We start from the raw sequence: 14,703 nt of genomic DNA on the forward strand, positions 1-14,703 counted from the left end.
AGAGGTACAACAATAATAAAAAAGGCGTTTCTTTTTGAGTAAAGAAGCGCCTTTTTTGTACTTTAAGTAAACTGAGACGTTTACCTTCGTCTTACATGCTCTTTTTATAAGATTTGTTACCGATGACGAACAAGCCAATAAATAGAACTAAACCAATACATTGAATCCAAAGATCTAAGTTTGGCCATAGCATCATAATTGATGCAACAAGCATAACTACTCTTGGCATAATAGACAGTTTATCTTCCAAGTACCCTTCCATCGCAGCAACTAGAGCATACATGCCAAATATAGCAAAGAAAGTCAGACGTAATAATGTTTCAGGATCTCCACCAATTAGCGGTGTATAAGCCATTAATAGAGGGACAATATAAAGGCCTTTTGCTAATTTCCAAGCCGTCATACCTGTTAACATTGGCGGTGTTTTTGCAATCGCAGCGGCAGCAAAAGCGGTTAAACAGACAGGTGGTGTTACGTTACTGTCTTGGGACAACCAGAAGATGATCATGTGAGCTGTTACCAAGATCATAGCGACGCTTTGTGCGCCTAACGCTTGATCCATCAACATGCCTTTAAAGTCATTGGGTACTTGTGCTAGCAATGCTTCAGCTTGTTCCATTGGCATGCCTTGAGCCAATGTTGCAAGTGCAGAAGGGTCAACCAACATGAAAACTGCGCTGGCCGCTTCAGGTAGGCTGCCAGATGCCATCATTTCTAATAATTGACTTTCTGCAATCAGATTAAATAATGCTGGAGCGGACAAGGTTCCAAGGACAATGTAAGACGCCGTAACAGGTAATCCCATGCCTAAAACCAAAGAAGCGATCGCCACCAATACGATAGTAAAGAATAGACTTCCCCCAGCCCAGTCTGAGATAAGAAGGGAGAAGGTGTTTCCGACGCCAGTCGTACTGATCACATTGACAACTAAGCCAATACCGACCAATAGAACCGCTGTGGTAGACATGTTTTTCGCACCTTGAGCCATAGCATCAACGATGGCAGCAGGTCCCATTCTGTGCTTTTTAGACAGAAAAGAAGCAGCAATAACGGAAATAATACCTAATCCAGCAGCGTAAGTTGGTGTGAACCCCTGAATTAATAAGGTAACCAAAATCCCAAGAGGAATGACATGGTGCCAGCCTTCCTTAAGAACGTTTGATACTACGACAGCGTCATCATTTTCTGTTGCAATAACCTTGCTTCGTTTCGCTTCAACGCGAACGAAAAAACCGACAGAAAGGAAATATAAAAGCGCAGGAATCGCCGCAACACTAATAATTGTTACGTAGGATACTTGCGTATAAGACGCCATGATAAAAGCACCAGCGCCCATCACGGGAGGCATTAATTGCCCACCAGTGGATGCGGCGGCTTCAATACCTGCTGAGAAACGAGCAGGGAAGCCCGCTTTACGCATCAAAGGAATAGTAATTACACCAGTAGAAACCGTATTGGCAACAGAAGACCCTGACACAGACCCCATTAAACCTGAGCCCAATACTGCAACAAATCCTGGTCCGCCAATCATCTTGCTAGCAAGAGAGCGAGACAGATTAATAATAAAATCACCAGCACCAGATTTAACTAAGAAAGCACCAAATAAAATAAACATGAAGACAAAGCTCCATGATATGCGAGATATCGAGCCAAACATGCCATCGGTACTGAAAAAACTGCGATACAGCAAGGTTTCAAGACTTAAGCCTGGAAAGTTAAAAATACCACCAAGCCATTTTCCCCACACGACAACATAAGAAAGAGCAACGAGGATTAATAATGGAATGAACCAGCCGCTTGTTCGGCGTATAAGCTCTAAAGACAATAGAACGGCCACACTGGAGACTACCCAGTCTGCATTATTGAATGTCACGCCTCTGGCATAAAGCGCATCTTCAAAAAAGATAATATAAAGCACCATGCCGATAAGGGTGAGCACAAGAGCACCGTCAAAAAACATCGCAACTTTGCTGTCACGCCATTTAGGGTGAGCTGGAACGAGAAGTGCACATAAAGCACCAAAACCTGCGAAATGAAATGCTGAAACCCACAGCTCTGGCAAGGTTGCTATGGTATTGATGTAAATATGAGCAATAGCCAAAAAAACCGATAAAGAAAATACTAAGCGATTTAACCATGTTCCCGAACGATGTTTTGTTTCGAAATCTTCAAGGTTGATCTCTTGAGAGTCTGTTGATTGAGAGTCGGTTGGTTGTGATGAAGCAGTCATAGACAAGCTACCTTTATATGTACGAACGAATTGCGCAACAAAGCGCCATACATTAGTACGGCGCTATCGTTGGAGTAGAAGTGTTACTTTGCGATCAAATGTGCCGGAATGTTAATACCTCTTTCACGGTAATAACGTTCAGCGCCTGGATGCAATGGAACTGGAAGTCCCGCAATGGCTTTTTCAATAGACATAACCGACGTCGCTTTATGAATCGCACTTAAATAAGACAGATTTTCATATAATGACTTAGTTAGCTCATAAACATCTTCATCAGACATATCAGCGCGTGATGCTAAGAAGTTAGGCTGAGCAACAGTATTGATTTCTTTTGTTTGGCCAGGGTAAGTGTTTGCTGGGATGGTATAACGTGTCCACAACTGGTAGTTACCATTTGCCTGTTTTACTTGTTCGTCAGTGAAATCTAAGACTTGAACCTTGTTACCCATTGAAGCATATAGTCGAGTGACTGCACTTACTGGTACACCTGCAGGTGTGTTCATGCCTTCAATATTGCCATTTTGCATAGCGTCAGCACTGGCACCATAACCCATATAAGCTAGGCTGAATTTATCAGGGTCGATGTTTAAACCATTAAGTTGTTGGCGGCCTGAACCTTCAGTTCCTGAATTTTTTGGCCCGATAGAAAATTTATTATTCGTGCCTTCAAGGTTTTTTAAATCTGCCATAGTGCCTGTTTTAACAAGGTCAGATTTAATGACAAAGTGTTCTACGTTTTGCCACAACATGGAAACGGAGCGTAGTTCAGTTTGCTTACCTGAGCTAGCCATTGGGCCTTCACCATTCCACGCCCAAGCACCGTAAAGGCCTTGAAGAATGGCAAACTGTGCTTGGTTTTCACGTAGTAGTTTGATGTTTTCACCAGAGCCTGCAGAACTGATAGCAGATACTGAGAAGCCAAATTTAGGTGCAAGTTTTACTTTACTTAAGGTCGCGATAGCAACGCCAACAGGGTAATAAGTACCGCCAGTTGAAGCTGTCGCCAAGATATAATTACGGTCATCAGCAGCCGATACTGTTGTTGCAGATAGGGTTATAGCTGCGGCTGTTGCTGTAGATAGAATAGTTTTTGTTAAATATCCCAATTTCATATTATTTTTCTCCTAATTAGGGTGTTGGTCATATACTCTCTAGCGATTATCATGCCAATTATATAACTATATGAATTTAAAGGTTTTTATTTTTACATTGACGGTTTTTCCTTTTTTTTTACATATATAAGCTATTTCTTGCTTATAGTTCGCCGATTGGCATAGGCGAAAAACTGCTTACGATAAAGATGAGCAAAAACGACAATTAAGATATTATTTTGTGTAATACAGTTTTTTAAATGAGCTAAATGTTGCCGATGGCTTAAGGTGAATAAATTATGAAACAGAATCGTTCTATTTGCGTTGTATTATTCGATTTAGGGAATGTTTTAGTTGATTTGGGCGATGTGGCGGAAATGCATGCCATGCTGAATACTCAAGGGGAAGAATCTGAAGTTTGGCTTAAGTGGTTGCAGTCTCCAACGGTTGCCGCATTTGACTCTGGAAAAATCTCTTTTGATGATTTTGCGATTGGCTTATTAAAAGAAGTTGGTAGTGATACTGATAAAGAGGTATTTAAAGAAACCTTTACAGCATGGCCAAGAGGTTTGTTTAAAGGTGCGCTAAAGTTGGTTGATTCGGTAAAGCCTGAATATCACCGAGCTATCTTATCGAATACCAATGCGGCCCATTGGCCCAGATTGATGGGTGAAATGGGCCTAGCAGGTAAGTTTCATAGCTATTATGCCTCGCATTTGGTTGGTTTGGTCAAGCCAGAAAAAGGAATTTATCAGCATGTTATCGAACAGTTGCAAGTATCCCCTGAAAGCATCTTGTTTATTGATGATAATCAGGTAAATATTGATACGGCTATTTCTCTAGGTATGCGAGCTTATAGAGTAAAAGGTGTTGATGAGGCACGTGACGTTTTGAATCGATATGGCGTGCTGTCTGAGATGTTCTAGTGCAGAGCTATCGATCATTGAATTTAGTTTTTAGCAATGCTGATTTTTAACCATTTAAGGTATTTATGTCATTTAATTCAGAGGTTTCAATGCGTACTTTTGATGGACACTCTTCGACAATTTATTCTCGTACGAGACCTATGTATCCAGCTGAACTTTATTACTGGTTGTCTCAGCAAGTTTCGCCATCGAGTACAGTTTGGGATTGTGCGTGCGGAACTGGACAGGCTTCTGTTGATCTTGCGACATATTTTAATCACGTGGAAGCGTCTGATATTAGTGTGTCACAAGTAACCGCAGCCACACCGCACCGTAAAGTTCATTATCAAGTTTTTCCTGCGGAAAAGACTCATTACCCTGATAATCACTTTGATATGATTTGCGTTGCTCATGCACTTCATTGGTTTGATTTAGACACTTTTTGGAAAGAAGTGCGACGAGTCTTGAAACCTGGTGGTATTTTTGTTTGTTGGGGGTATAACTGGTTAGAGATTGGTGAAGCAGAAGATAAGGTCATTAGTGAAATTATCTTGCCAGAGCTTGATGCTTATTGGCCTATCCAAAGTCAGTTACTTCGTAATCAGTATCGTGATATAGAATTGCCTTTTGAGCTAATGAAAGTGCCTGAGTTTGAATTGTCCTGTTTCTGGTCTGTTACTCAAGCGCTTGATTTCATTCGAAGCTGGTCTGCTTCTCAATTGCGTATTCAAGATAAGGGCGATGAATTTTTAACAAAAGCGTTGCCTGCCTTATTAGCGGCTTGGTCTGAGCCAAAAAAGAAACAAGAAATACGTTTGCCCTTTTTTGTAAAAGCAGGGCGAATGTCCTAATAGTTGGTTTTTCCCATAAGACTAAAGTGGAATAGATTGGACTGCTTAGCGGGTTATAGTAGTTCCTGCATCCGAATAACAAATTTAACAATGGAGCGGGTTATGAAGTCATTATATAGCGCAACCTCAAATGAGGCGGCAAAAAACGCCAATGTGAGTCAAGTGGAATTTGAAAGACGCTATCAGGAATCAATTGAAAATCCAGACGAATTTTGGGGTAATGAAGGGAAGCGTTTAGACTGGTTTAAGCCTTATACAAAGGTAAACAACACTTCATTTGAGCGAGGCAATGTTAATATTAAATGGTTCGAAGACGGTGAGCTAAATGTGGCTTATAACTGTATCGATCGACATTTAGCTGAACATGCCAATAAAGTAGCTTACTACTGTGAAGGTGATGTTGAAAGCAGTGAAAAAATCGCTATTACATATCAAACTCTACACGATGAAGTTGGCCGTTTAGCAAATCTTTTGAAGCGTCAAGGCGTTAAAAAAGGAGACCGAGTTGCTATCTACATGCCAATGATCCCGCAAGCCGTTTACAGTATGTTGGCTTGTGCGCGAATCGGTGCAATTCATTCCGTTATATTTGGTGGTTTTTCTGCTCACGCTATTGCCGACCGTTTAAATGATTGTGAAGTTAAATTGGTTATTACCTCAGATGAAGGTCGCCGTGCAGGTAACACTATTCCTCTTAAACACAATGTTGATATGGCGTTAGAAAACAACGCTTGTCCATCTGTTGAAACCGTTTTGGTGTATCGCTATACACAAAAAGACATCCCTTGGTTTGATGGCCGTGATTTAGATTGGGCTGCTGCTGTTGAAAATGAGCATACAGATTGTCCTGCGGAACCGATGAACGCAGAAGATCCCTTATTTATCCTATACACCTCGGGTTCTACAGGTAAACCAAAAGGCGTTGTTCATACAACGGGGGGGTATTTGGTTTATGCTGCTATGACCCATGAGTTAGTATTTGACCTTAAACCTGATGATATTTACTGGTGTGCTGCCGATGTAGGTTGGATTACTGGTCACAGCTATATGGTTTACGGGCCTTTGGCCAATGCAACGACGAGTATTTTATTTGAAGGCGTGCCGACTTACCCTGATTCAGGACGAATTGGACGTGTTGTTGATAAGTTCGGTGTGACAATTTTATACACAGCACCAACAGCGATTCGTGCATTGATGTCCAAAGGTGATGAAGCAACTCGTTCTAGCAAGCGTGATTCGTTACGTGTTTTGGGTAGTGTTGGTGAGCCAATTAATCCAGAAGCATGGTCTTGGTATTACACTGAAATCGGTAAATCCTCTTGCCCTGTAGTTGATACTTGGTGGCAAACCGAAACCGGTGGCATGATGATGACACCACGTATTGTCCAGGGTGATGTGAAGCCCGGTTCTTGTACTGGTCCTTTATTTGGTGTGCAGCCTGCATTGGTCGACGCTCAAGGCGTTTTACTTGATGCTCAGGGTGAACAAGTTGATGGCGGATTGGTTATTACGGATTCTTGGCCTGGTCAAGCTCGTACCGTGTATGGCGATCATGAGCGTTTTGAACAAACCTATTTCAGTACCTTCGATGGTATGTATTTCACGGGTGACGGTGCGTCAAGAGACGCTGATGGTCATTATTGGATTACAGGTCGAATGGATGATGTGCTTAACGTTTCTGGTCACCGTCTTGGCACCGCAGAAATTGAAAGTGCATTAGTGGCTCACCCTTCTGTCGCAGAAGCGGCGATTGTTGGTTATCCTCATGATATTAAAGGGCAGGGCATTTATGTTTATGTCAGTGCGATAGCTGGAGTGACACCAGATGAAGAGCTTACTAAGTCGTTGAAGCAGTTTGTACGCCAAGAAATTGGTCCAATAGCTACCCCTGATTTAATTCAGTGGTCAAGTAAAGGGCTTCCAAAAACGCGTTCAGGCAAGATCATGCGCCGCATATTGAGAAAAATTGCAGCCAATGAACACGATCAATTAGGTGACACAAGTACCTTAGCTGATCCAAGTGTGGTTGATGAATTGATCGAAAACCGTTTAAATGTGTGAAGCTTTATACATTTAAAAGGATAGACAGTGATTTCACTTGTTATCGCAGATGATCATCCTCTGTTCCGTAGTGCGCTAAACGGCGCATTACAGGCAGAAATTAAAGATATTGTTATCGTCGAGTCCCATGATTTGGACTCGACTTTGCAATGTTTACAGAATATAAATGATCTTGATTTGCTATTACTGGACTTAAATATGCCAGGTAGTGGTGAATTATATGGATTAATTAGAATCCGAAAAGACTTTCCTGATGTGCCCGTTGCGGTTATTTCTGGGAGTGAAGACAGCGCTATGGTGGCAAAGGTTATTGACGCTGGTGCATTGGGTTTTATTCCTAAAACCAGCGAGCCAACAATGTATGTGCAGGCTATTCACTCTATCTTGGCGGGTGATATCTGGCTTCCAGAAGATCTTAAAAAAGAAGTGGCGAACCAACCTAAACCTGATTTATCTATGCAGAATAAGGTCGCAGAGCTAACGCCTCAGCAATATAAAGTACTTTGTTATCTTCATGAAGGATTGCTGAATAAGCAGATTGCCTATGAACTTTCTATTTCTGAAGCGACAGTAAAAGCCCACATCACAGCTATATTCCGAAAATTAGGTATTAACAATAGAACTCAAGCGGTATTAGTCGCCAGTGATTTGAAATTACAGATAGTAACCTGATTAAGGTTGTTTTTTGTTGTTTGTTTTGCAATCACATGGTGGAACAGGATCTAAACCGCCTTCATGCCATGGGTGGCATTTCAATAATCGTTTAATGCCTAAATACACCCCCTTGATTATGCCTTTTTGCTCAATGGCTTGGATCATATAATGGGAGCAACTTGGGTAAAAACGACAATTCTGACCTAATAATGGGCTAATTAGGAACTGGTAGCCTTTTACCATTAATATAAATAACGATTTCATCATAAAAAACACTGCATTTAATCGGTTGTTATTTGTCCAAAGACTCGTCTATTTTATGTATATCATAACGTCTATTTGCTAATGTAAGTTTTTTTATAAACAAAATATATCATGGAACCGATTTTAATATGCCAGAGCAGTATTTAACACTTGATGGAACGCAGGTCGTTGCTTATCAAGGAGAACCAGGCGCTTATTCACATCTTGCCTGCAAGCATACCTTTCCAGACTGGACTAGCATAAATTGCGCGACCTTTTTTGATGCCTTACAAATGGTGGAGCGAGGTGATGCCTATTACGCCATGATTCCGGTTGAAAACTCAACGGCTGGCCGAGTGGAAGAAATTTACCGAGAGCTAAAACGTACTCAGCTTTACGTGGTGAAAGAGCATTTTGAGCCGGTTAATCATTGTCTTATCGCGCGTCACGATATGGCACTAGATCAAATTACTCGAATTGGAAGTCATCCACAGGCATTGGCTCAATGTGATAGTAATATAAAGGCGTTGGGCGCAAAAAGCCAAGCTATGTACGATACCGCTGGAGCTGCAAAACACATTGCAGAATTTGATGAGCCGGGCTTGGCCGTTATTTCTTCAGAACTTGCCGCGGAGCTTTATAGTCTTAATGTCCTAAAAACATTTTTCAATGATACGGAAGGCAACACCACGCGATTTTTAGTGTTTTCTAAGCAACAAAAAATGCCGGCGTTTGAAGACAATCAAATGTATATCACGTCTTTTATGTTCCGTGTTCGAAATATCCCTGCTGCGCTTTATAAAGCCATGGGTGGTTTTGCGACTCAAGGCATCAACATGCTCAAATTAGAAAGCTACATGGTCAATGGTAATTTTACGGCGACTCAATTCTATGTCGATGTAGAAGCGCACTTTCAATCACCAGTCATGCAGGCGGCGCTTGAAGAGTTACGCTTTTTTTCAGAGGAAGTGCGCATACTTGGTACTTACCTTGCGGATGATTATCGACTCAAGTAGACAATCTAAAACATAAGGCTATATGTATTATTGTAGAAAACGCTTCACAAGGCTTGTGAAAGGAATGGGCTTTTCAGCATGTAACCAATGGCCTGCGCCTGAAATTACCTTAAAAGTGGCTTGTGGAAAGGCTGTCTGTATGGCTTTTTGGTAGTCTGCCACAATATAATCTGAGTTTTCACCTTTGATGAAAAGTGTCGGTAAATCAACTGGTTTGTTGATCTCAGGTCTTTTCAAAATAACCTCATAACTGTTCGCTATGTTTTCTACTGATAAAGCCAAATTATAGCTGTTTTCGTTTCTTACCAGATTTTTAAGTAGAAACTGTCTGATGGATACATTTGATTCATAAGCTGCCAGCAAAAGATCGGCTTCTTTTCTTGATGAAATAGATGTGTTGGTGATCGTTTTTAAGCCTTCGAGTATTTGTGTATGACTTGGTTGGTAATCAACTGGCGCAATATCAACGACAATGAGTTTTTTAATTTGGGTCGGTGCAAGAGACGCCATTTGCATTGCCACTTTTCCTCCCATTGAATGGCCTAATAAATAAAAATCACCGATGTCATTTGTATGTATCCACTCTAATACGGCTTGAGCCATTTTTGGGTAAGTCACGTCTGGAATGCTGTCTGATTTTCCATGATTTGGTAAATCGACGCAGTACACGGAGTAGTGTTCGGCTAAATTTTGAGAGATAGAGTGCCAGTTATCTGCATTACCGAATAAGCCGTGAATAATAATAAGATTAGGGCCAGAGGAACTATACTGTTTAACGTGTATCATATTAACCTTATATCAATAAGTTTTGAGTCATTGTAGCAAGTCTACAAAAGTTTCGTCATTCTTGATCAATGAGAGTTTGTTATCTATGTTAGATCCGTTTTTTATTAAACACCTTAAAACACCATTGCGAAATCTAGCATTAAAACTAGATACGATGGGTGTCAAAGCCAATCATATTACCTTCTTTGGTTTTATTGTAGGTATGTTAGCTGTGCCAGCGTTGAGTCAGGAATATTATGGATTGGCATTGGTTTTTATTATCATCAACCGTTTAATGGATGGTTTAGATGGCGCCGTGGCAAGAATTCAAGGGGCAACCGATCTGGGTGGTTATCTTGATATCACCTTAGATTTTATTTTTTACTCTGCGGTGATTTTTGGTTTTGCTTTAGCGAATCCAATCGACAATGCGTTAGCGGCTAGCTTTGTTATTTTCTCATTTATGGGAACAGGTAGTAGCTTTTTAGCCTTTGCTATTATGGCGGAAAAGCGCCAGATTAAAAATTTAGACTACGGTGGAAAGTCGTTACATTTTATTGGCGGTTTAGCAGAAGGTGCAGAGACCATTGGTTTCTTGGTATTGATTTGCCTAGTACCATCACACTTTGTTGTACTGGCTTATGTATTCGGAACCATCTGTTGGATTACAACCATCACCCGTATTTACGCCGGCTATCGTACGTTAGGCTAGTTTAGACTTTATTTTCAAGAGGTTTGCTTTGATATAGAAGTAGGTGGTTAGGAAAAGAGGATTAGTCGAAAAAAGCGATTTCTATATCGCTTTTCACGATGGCGCAACACGCCAGTAAATAACCACTTTGCACCCAAGCAAGTGGCTCAAATGGGTAACAGACGTTACCCCATAAGAGCTTAATTGAGCAAGAAGAGCAGTAGCCTTCGCGACATTGATATTCCACATGTATTCCAGCTCGTTCAAGTTGAACCAATAAAGGTTCCTCTTCTGTTACTAGAATTTGTTTCTTTCCTATCAGTACGCGATGAACTTGTTCTTTTTTCTCTAGGGATTCTGGCTTAGAGGTCGAAGTCATCGAAATCTGAGTCATCTAAACTGTTGTCTGTTTGTCCAACAAGGTAGGAGCTTATTTCCGCTTCTTGTGGTGCTACTTGAACGTTATCACTGACTAACCAAGCATTAATCCAAGGGATAGGGTTGTGCTTCGTTTCAAAGTAAGTATCTAAGCCAACAGCTTGCATGCGAACGTTTGTGATGTATTCAACATATTGACCTAATATTTGAGCGTTAAGACCAATCATAGAACCGTCTTTGAATAAGTAGGTTGCCCATTCTTTTTCTTGCTCAGCGGCTTCTATAAATATATCACGTACGTCGTCTTTGCATTCTTCTGCAATGATGGCCATTTCTGGGTCATCTTTACCAGATGCCATTAGGTTCATCATATGTTGCGTACCAGTTAAATGCAGAGCTTCATCTCGAGCAATAAGCTTGATGATTTTAGCATTACCTTCCATCAAGGTACGTTCAGCAAAGCCAAAGCTACAAGCAAAACTGACATAAAAACGCACAGCTTCTAATACGTTAACGGAAGCAACGGTCAGGTAGAGGGCTTTTTTCAGTTTAGGCATGGTGATTTCAATATCACCTTTGCCTGGTATATTAAATGTACCAAATCCCATGGTGTTATACAGATTCACCATTTCAATCAAGTTGTCGTAGTATTTCGAAACACTGTCTGCTCGTTTTGTGATTTCTTCATTTGTCACAATATCATCAAAGATCAATGTTGGATCGTTGACGATATTACGAATGATGTGCGTATAAGAGCGACTGTGGATGGTTTCACTGAATGACCAAGTCTCAATCCAAGTTTCTAGCTCAGGCAAAGAAACGATTGGTAGTAAAGCAACATTTGGGGAGCGACCTTGTACACTGTCTAACAAGGTTTGATATTTTAGATTGCTTAAGAAAATGTGCTTTTCATGTTCTTCTAATTTTTGAAAATCTTTACGGTCGTTTGAAAGATCCACTTCTTCAGGACGCCAAAAGAAAGACAGTTGTTTTTCGATTAGTTTTTCAAAAATAGGGTGTTTTTGTTGGTCGTAACGAGCTACGTTGACATTCTCACCAAAAAACATTGGCTCTTTCATACTGTCAAATTTCTTACGGTTAAACGTCGAGTAACTCATTGCTTGGGTATCCTATAATGCATAAGGCGAGTAATGAAATTGGATTTGCCTTAGTGATTTAATGCAGTCTAAAAGTTGAATAAAGGTGGATAATCATGTTTCTAAGCTAACAATAAGTCTCGTAACCTATTACGAGACTTATTAAATCTTAGGTTAGATCTTACAAGCACCGCCTGCGCAATCATCCATATCTTCTTGCTTGTCGTCTGCACCATCACGAGTGTTATGGTAATAAAGCGTTTTGACGCCCAGTTTATAAGCCGTTAATAGATCTTTTAAGATGACTTTCATTGGTACTTTTTGAGACTCGAATTTCTGTGGGTCATAGTTGGTATTTGCTGAAATCGCTTGGTCAACGAACTTCTGCATGATGCCAACTAGTTGTAAATAACCATCGTTTGATGGAATCGTCCACAATAATTCATAGCTGTCTTTTAAACGTTCAAACTCAGGCACAACTTGTTTCAAAATGCCGTCTTTACTGGCTTTAACAGATACAAAGCCACGAGGTGGTTCGATACCGTTTGTTGCGTTACTGATCTGAGAAGAGGTCTCTGATGGCATAAGTGCGGTTAGCGTAGAGTTACGTAAGCCGTGTTTAACAATCTCAGAACGTAAGCCTTCCCAGTCATAATAAAGTGTCGAAGGACAAATATTATCGATTTCTTTTTTGTAACTGTCGATTGGCAAAATGCCTTTCGAGTAAGTCGTTTCATTAAATGCTAAACAAGGGCCGAATTCCTTAGACAGCTTATTCGATGCTTTTAACAAGAAATATTGAATAGCTTCGAATGTTTTGTGAGTCAATTCGTTGGCACTGCCATCTGAATATTTAACGCCATTTTTCGCTAGGTAATACGCGTAGTTAATAACACCAACACCTAAAGTACGACGCAGTTCCGTTGCACGTTGGGCCGCAGGGATTGGATAGTTTTGATAATCCAATAAACTGTCTAGCGCACGAACAATCAATTCGGCTAACTCTTCTAGTTCATCTAAGTTTTCTAGAGCACCCAAGTTGAAGGCAGACAAGGTACAAAGGGCAATTTCACCTTCAGAATCATTGATGCTGTTCAGAGGCTTAGTTGGCAGCGCAATTTCTAAACACAAGTTACTTTGTTTAACTGGCGCCACTTTAGGGTCAAATGGACTGTGCGTATTACAGTGATCGACGTTTTGAAGGTAGATACGACCTGTGCTGGCACGTTCAGAAGCGAACAAGGTAAATAATTCAGTGGCTTTAATGGTTTGCTTACGAATTGAGTCGTCTTGTTCATACATAGTGTATAAGCGATCAAATTCTTCTTGATCCGCAAAGAAAGCATCATAAAGACCGGGAACGTCAGATGGGCTGAACAGTGTAATGTTGCCACCTTTGATCAAGCGTTGGTACATCAAACGATTAAACTGCACACCGTAATCTAAATGGCGGACGCGGTTTTCTTCAACACCACGGTTGTTTTTAAGCACTAATAAACTTTCAACTTCCAAATGCCAAATCGGGTAGAAGACAGTTGCTGCACCACCACGAACACCACCTTGAGAACAGCTTTTAACCGCTGTTTGAAAGTGTTTGTAGAATGGAATACAGCCTGTGTGGAACGCTTCGCCGCCACGAATAGTACTGCCAAGAGCGCGAATAGCACCTGCGTTCACGCCAATGCCAGCACGTTGGCTCACGTATTTCACGATAGCGCTGGAGGTTGCGTTGATAGAATCCAGAGAATCACCACATTCAATCAATACACAGCTGCTGAATTGGCGAGTCGGAGTACGAATACCTGACATGATAGGTGTTGGCAGCGAAATTTTGAATTGAGATACCGCGTTATAAAAACGACGAATTAAATTCAAGCGTTCTGCTTTGTCGTATTTTGCGAATAGGCAAGCCGCAACAAGGATGTAAATAAACTGCGGACTCTCGTAGATTTCGCCTGTTACACGGTTTTGAACTAAGTATTTTCCTTCTAGTTGCTTAACGGCAGCATAAGAAAAGTTCATGTCACGAGAGTGATCAATAACATCATTTAACTGATTGAAGTCTTCTTGAGTGTAATCTTCAAGTAGGTGAGCATCGTAACGTTTTTGTTGAACAAGGTTTTTTACATGATCATAAATGTGTGGTGGTTCAAAATCACCGAAGGCTTTTTTGCGCAAATTAAAGATGGCTAAGCGAGCAGCTAGATACTGATAATCTGGTGTGTTTTCTGAAATCAAATCGGCTGCAGATTTAATCAAGGTTTCATGAATATCTGTAGTACGAATACCTTCAAAGAATTGGATTTGTGCTTTCAATTCTACTTGAGAAACAGAGACATTATCTAAACCTTCAGCAGCCCACGTGATGACTTTATGAATCTTTTCTAGATTGATGTTTTCGGTCTTCCCGTTACGCTTAGTAACTGTAAGAGTGCTCATGCCTTAACTTCCCATTTAGTGCATTATAGAAAAAGAGAATAAGTTACAGCGTAAAAAGAGGTGACTTACTCTATGTAGTGTGTTTTTACTTATGACACACTACATGTAGTGTGTTGTTTGAAATCTGTGGTGAACAATAGTGCTCATTTAACTTAAAATCAAGGCTTGAAAAGCGATCAAAAATGAGAATCAAATAAAGGCTAAGTGCTCACTGACTTGCCCTGCCACAAAAAGTATAAAGTTGACGATTGGCAAGATCATAAAAGAGTTTTTAGCTATTTT

13 protein-coding genes are annotated in these 14,703 nt (G+C 40.7%); 6 read left to right on the plus strand and 7 right to left on the minus strand.

Annotated features, from left to right (window positions below):
* Positions 1-91 precede the first annotated feature (91 nt).
* Together MUS1_RS07470 and MUS1_RS07475 are read right to left on the minus strand one after the other, a co-directional pair.
* Positions 92-2,230, minus strand: a complete 2,139-nt coding sequence (locus MUS1_RS07470) for a TRAP transporter permease (RefSeq protein WP_036160740.1) — start codon at positions 2,228-2,230, stop codon at positions 92-94.
* Positions 2,231-2,313: 83 nt separating this feature from the next.
* Positions 2,314-3,342, minus strand: coding sequence for a TAXI family TRAP transporter solute-binding subunit (locus MUS1_RS07475; protein ID WP_036160742.1), 1,029 nt, complete (start codon positions 3,340-3,342; stop codon positions 2,314-2,316).
* A 278-nt stretch (positions 3,343-3,620) separates the two neighbouring features.
* On the opposite strand from MUS1_RS07475, the gene MUS1_RS07480 reads away from it, so the two are divergent.
* From MUS1_RS07480 to MUS1_RS07495, 4 genes are all read left to right on the plus strand, one after another.
* Positions 3,621-4,247: an HAD family hydrolase gene (locus MUS1_RS07480; RefSeq protein WP_036160745.1), complete on the plus strand. Its 627-nt coding sequence runs from the start codon at positions 3,621-3,623 to the stop codon at positions 4,245-4,247.
* 65 nt (positions 4,248-4,312) lie between these two features.
* The gene (locus tag MUS1_RS07485; protein ID WP_245595774.1) at positions 4,313-5,077 is read left to right on the plus strand and encodes a class I SAM-dependent methyltransferase; all 765 of its coding nucleotides are present in this window, start codon (positions 4,313-4,315) and stop codon (positions 5,075-5,077) included.
* A 102-nt stretch (positions 5,078-5,179) separates the two neighbouring features.
* Positions 5,180-7,138, plus strand: a complete 1,959-nt coding sequence (acs, locus tag MUS1_RS07490) for an acetate--CoA ligase (protein WP_036160750.1) — start codon at positions 5,180-5,182, stop codon at positions 7,136-7,138.
* A 27-nt stretch (positions 7,139-7,165) separates the two neighbouring features.
* Entirely contained in the window at positions 7,166-7,810 is a 645-nt protein-coding gene (locus MUS1_RS07495; protein ID WP_036160753.1) for a LuxR C-terminal-related transcriptional regulator, read from the plus strand.
* Here MUS1_RS07495 and yidD read toward each other — a convergent pair whose 3' ends face one another.
* Entirely contained in the window at positions 7,811-8,059 is a 249-nt protein-coding gene (gene yidD, locus MUS1_RS07500; RefSeq protein WP_084035585.1) for a membrane protein insertion efficiency factor YidD, read from the minus strand.
* Positions 8,060-8,184: 125 nt separating this feature from the next.
* Here yidD and MUS1_RS07505 point away from each other — a divergent pair, with 125 nt between their 5' ends.
* The gene (locus tag MUS1_RS07505; protein ID WP_036160756.1) at positions 8,185-9,051 is read left to right on the plus strand and encodes a prephenate dehydratase; all 867 of its coding nucleotides are present in this window, start codon (positions 8,185-8,187) and stop codon (positions 9,049-9,051) included.
* A gap of 27 nt (positions 9,052-9,078) precedes the next feature.
* Here MUS1_RS07505 and MUS1_RS07510 read toward each other — a convergent pair whose 3' ends face one another.
* Complete coding sequence (locus MUS1_RS07510) at positions 9,079-9,837, minus strand: alpha/beta fold hydrolase (protein WP_036160757.1); 759 nt, start codon at positions 9,835-9,837, stop codon at positions 9,079-9,081.
* 85 nt (positions 9,838-9,922) lie between these two features.
* On the opposite strand from MUS1_RS07510, the gene MUS1_RS07515 reads away from it, so the two are divergent.
* The gene (locus MUS1_RS07515) at positions 9,923-10,528 is read left to right on the plus strand and encodes a CDP-alcohol phosphatidyltransferase family protein (protein WP_036160759.1); all 606 of its coding nucleotides are present in this window, start codon (positions 9,923-9,925) and stop codon (positions 10,526-10,528) included.
* Positions 10,529-10,589: 61 nt separating this feature from the next.
* Here the strand turns inward: MUS1_RS07515 and yfaE are convergent, their stop codons facing one another.
* The 3 genes from yfaE to nrdA all read right to left on the minus strand — a co-directional run bounded on the left by yfaE (position 10,590) and on the right by nrdA (position 14,421).
* On the minus strand, positions 10,590-10,886 hold the full coding sequence (yfaE, locus tag MUS1_RS07520; protein WP_036160762.1) for a class I ribonucleotide reductase maintenance protein YfaE: 297 nt from the start codon (positions 10,884-10,886) through the stop codon (positions 10,590-10,592).
* Positions 10,870-12,003, minus strand: coding sequence for a class Ia ribonucleoside-diphosphate reductase subunit beta (gene nrdB, locus MUS1_RS07525; RefSeq protein ID WP_036160764.1), 1,134 nt, complete (start codon positions 12,001-12,003; stop codon positions 10,870-10,872). Before nrdB ends, yfaE begins: the two co-directional genes overlap by 17 nt.
* A gap of 153 nt (positions 12,004-12,156) precedes the next feature.
* Complete coding sequence (gene nrdA, locus MUS1_RS07530) at positions 12,157-14,421, minus strand: class 1a ribonucleoside-diphosphate reductase subunit alpha (RefSeq protein ID WP_036160767.1); 2,265 nt, start codon at positions 14,419-14,421, stop codon at positions 12,157-12,159.
* Positions 14,422-14,703 lie beyond the last annotated feature (282 nt).

The organism is Marinomonas ushuaiensis DSM 15871 (assembly GCF_000521805.1).
GTDB classification, from domain to species: domain Bacteria; phylum Pseudomonadota; class Gammaproteobacteria; order Pseudomonadales; family Marinomonadaceae; genus Marinomonas; species Marinomonas ushuaiensis.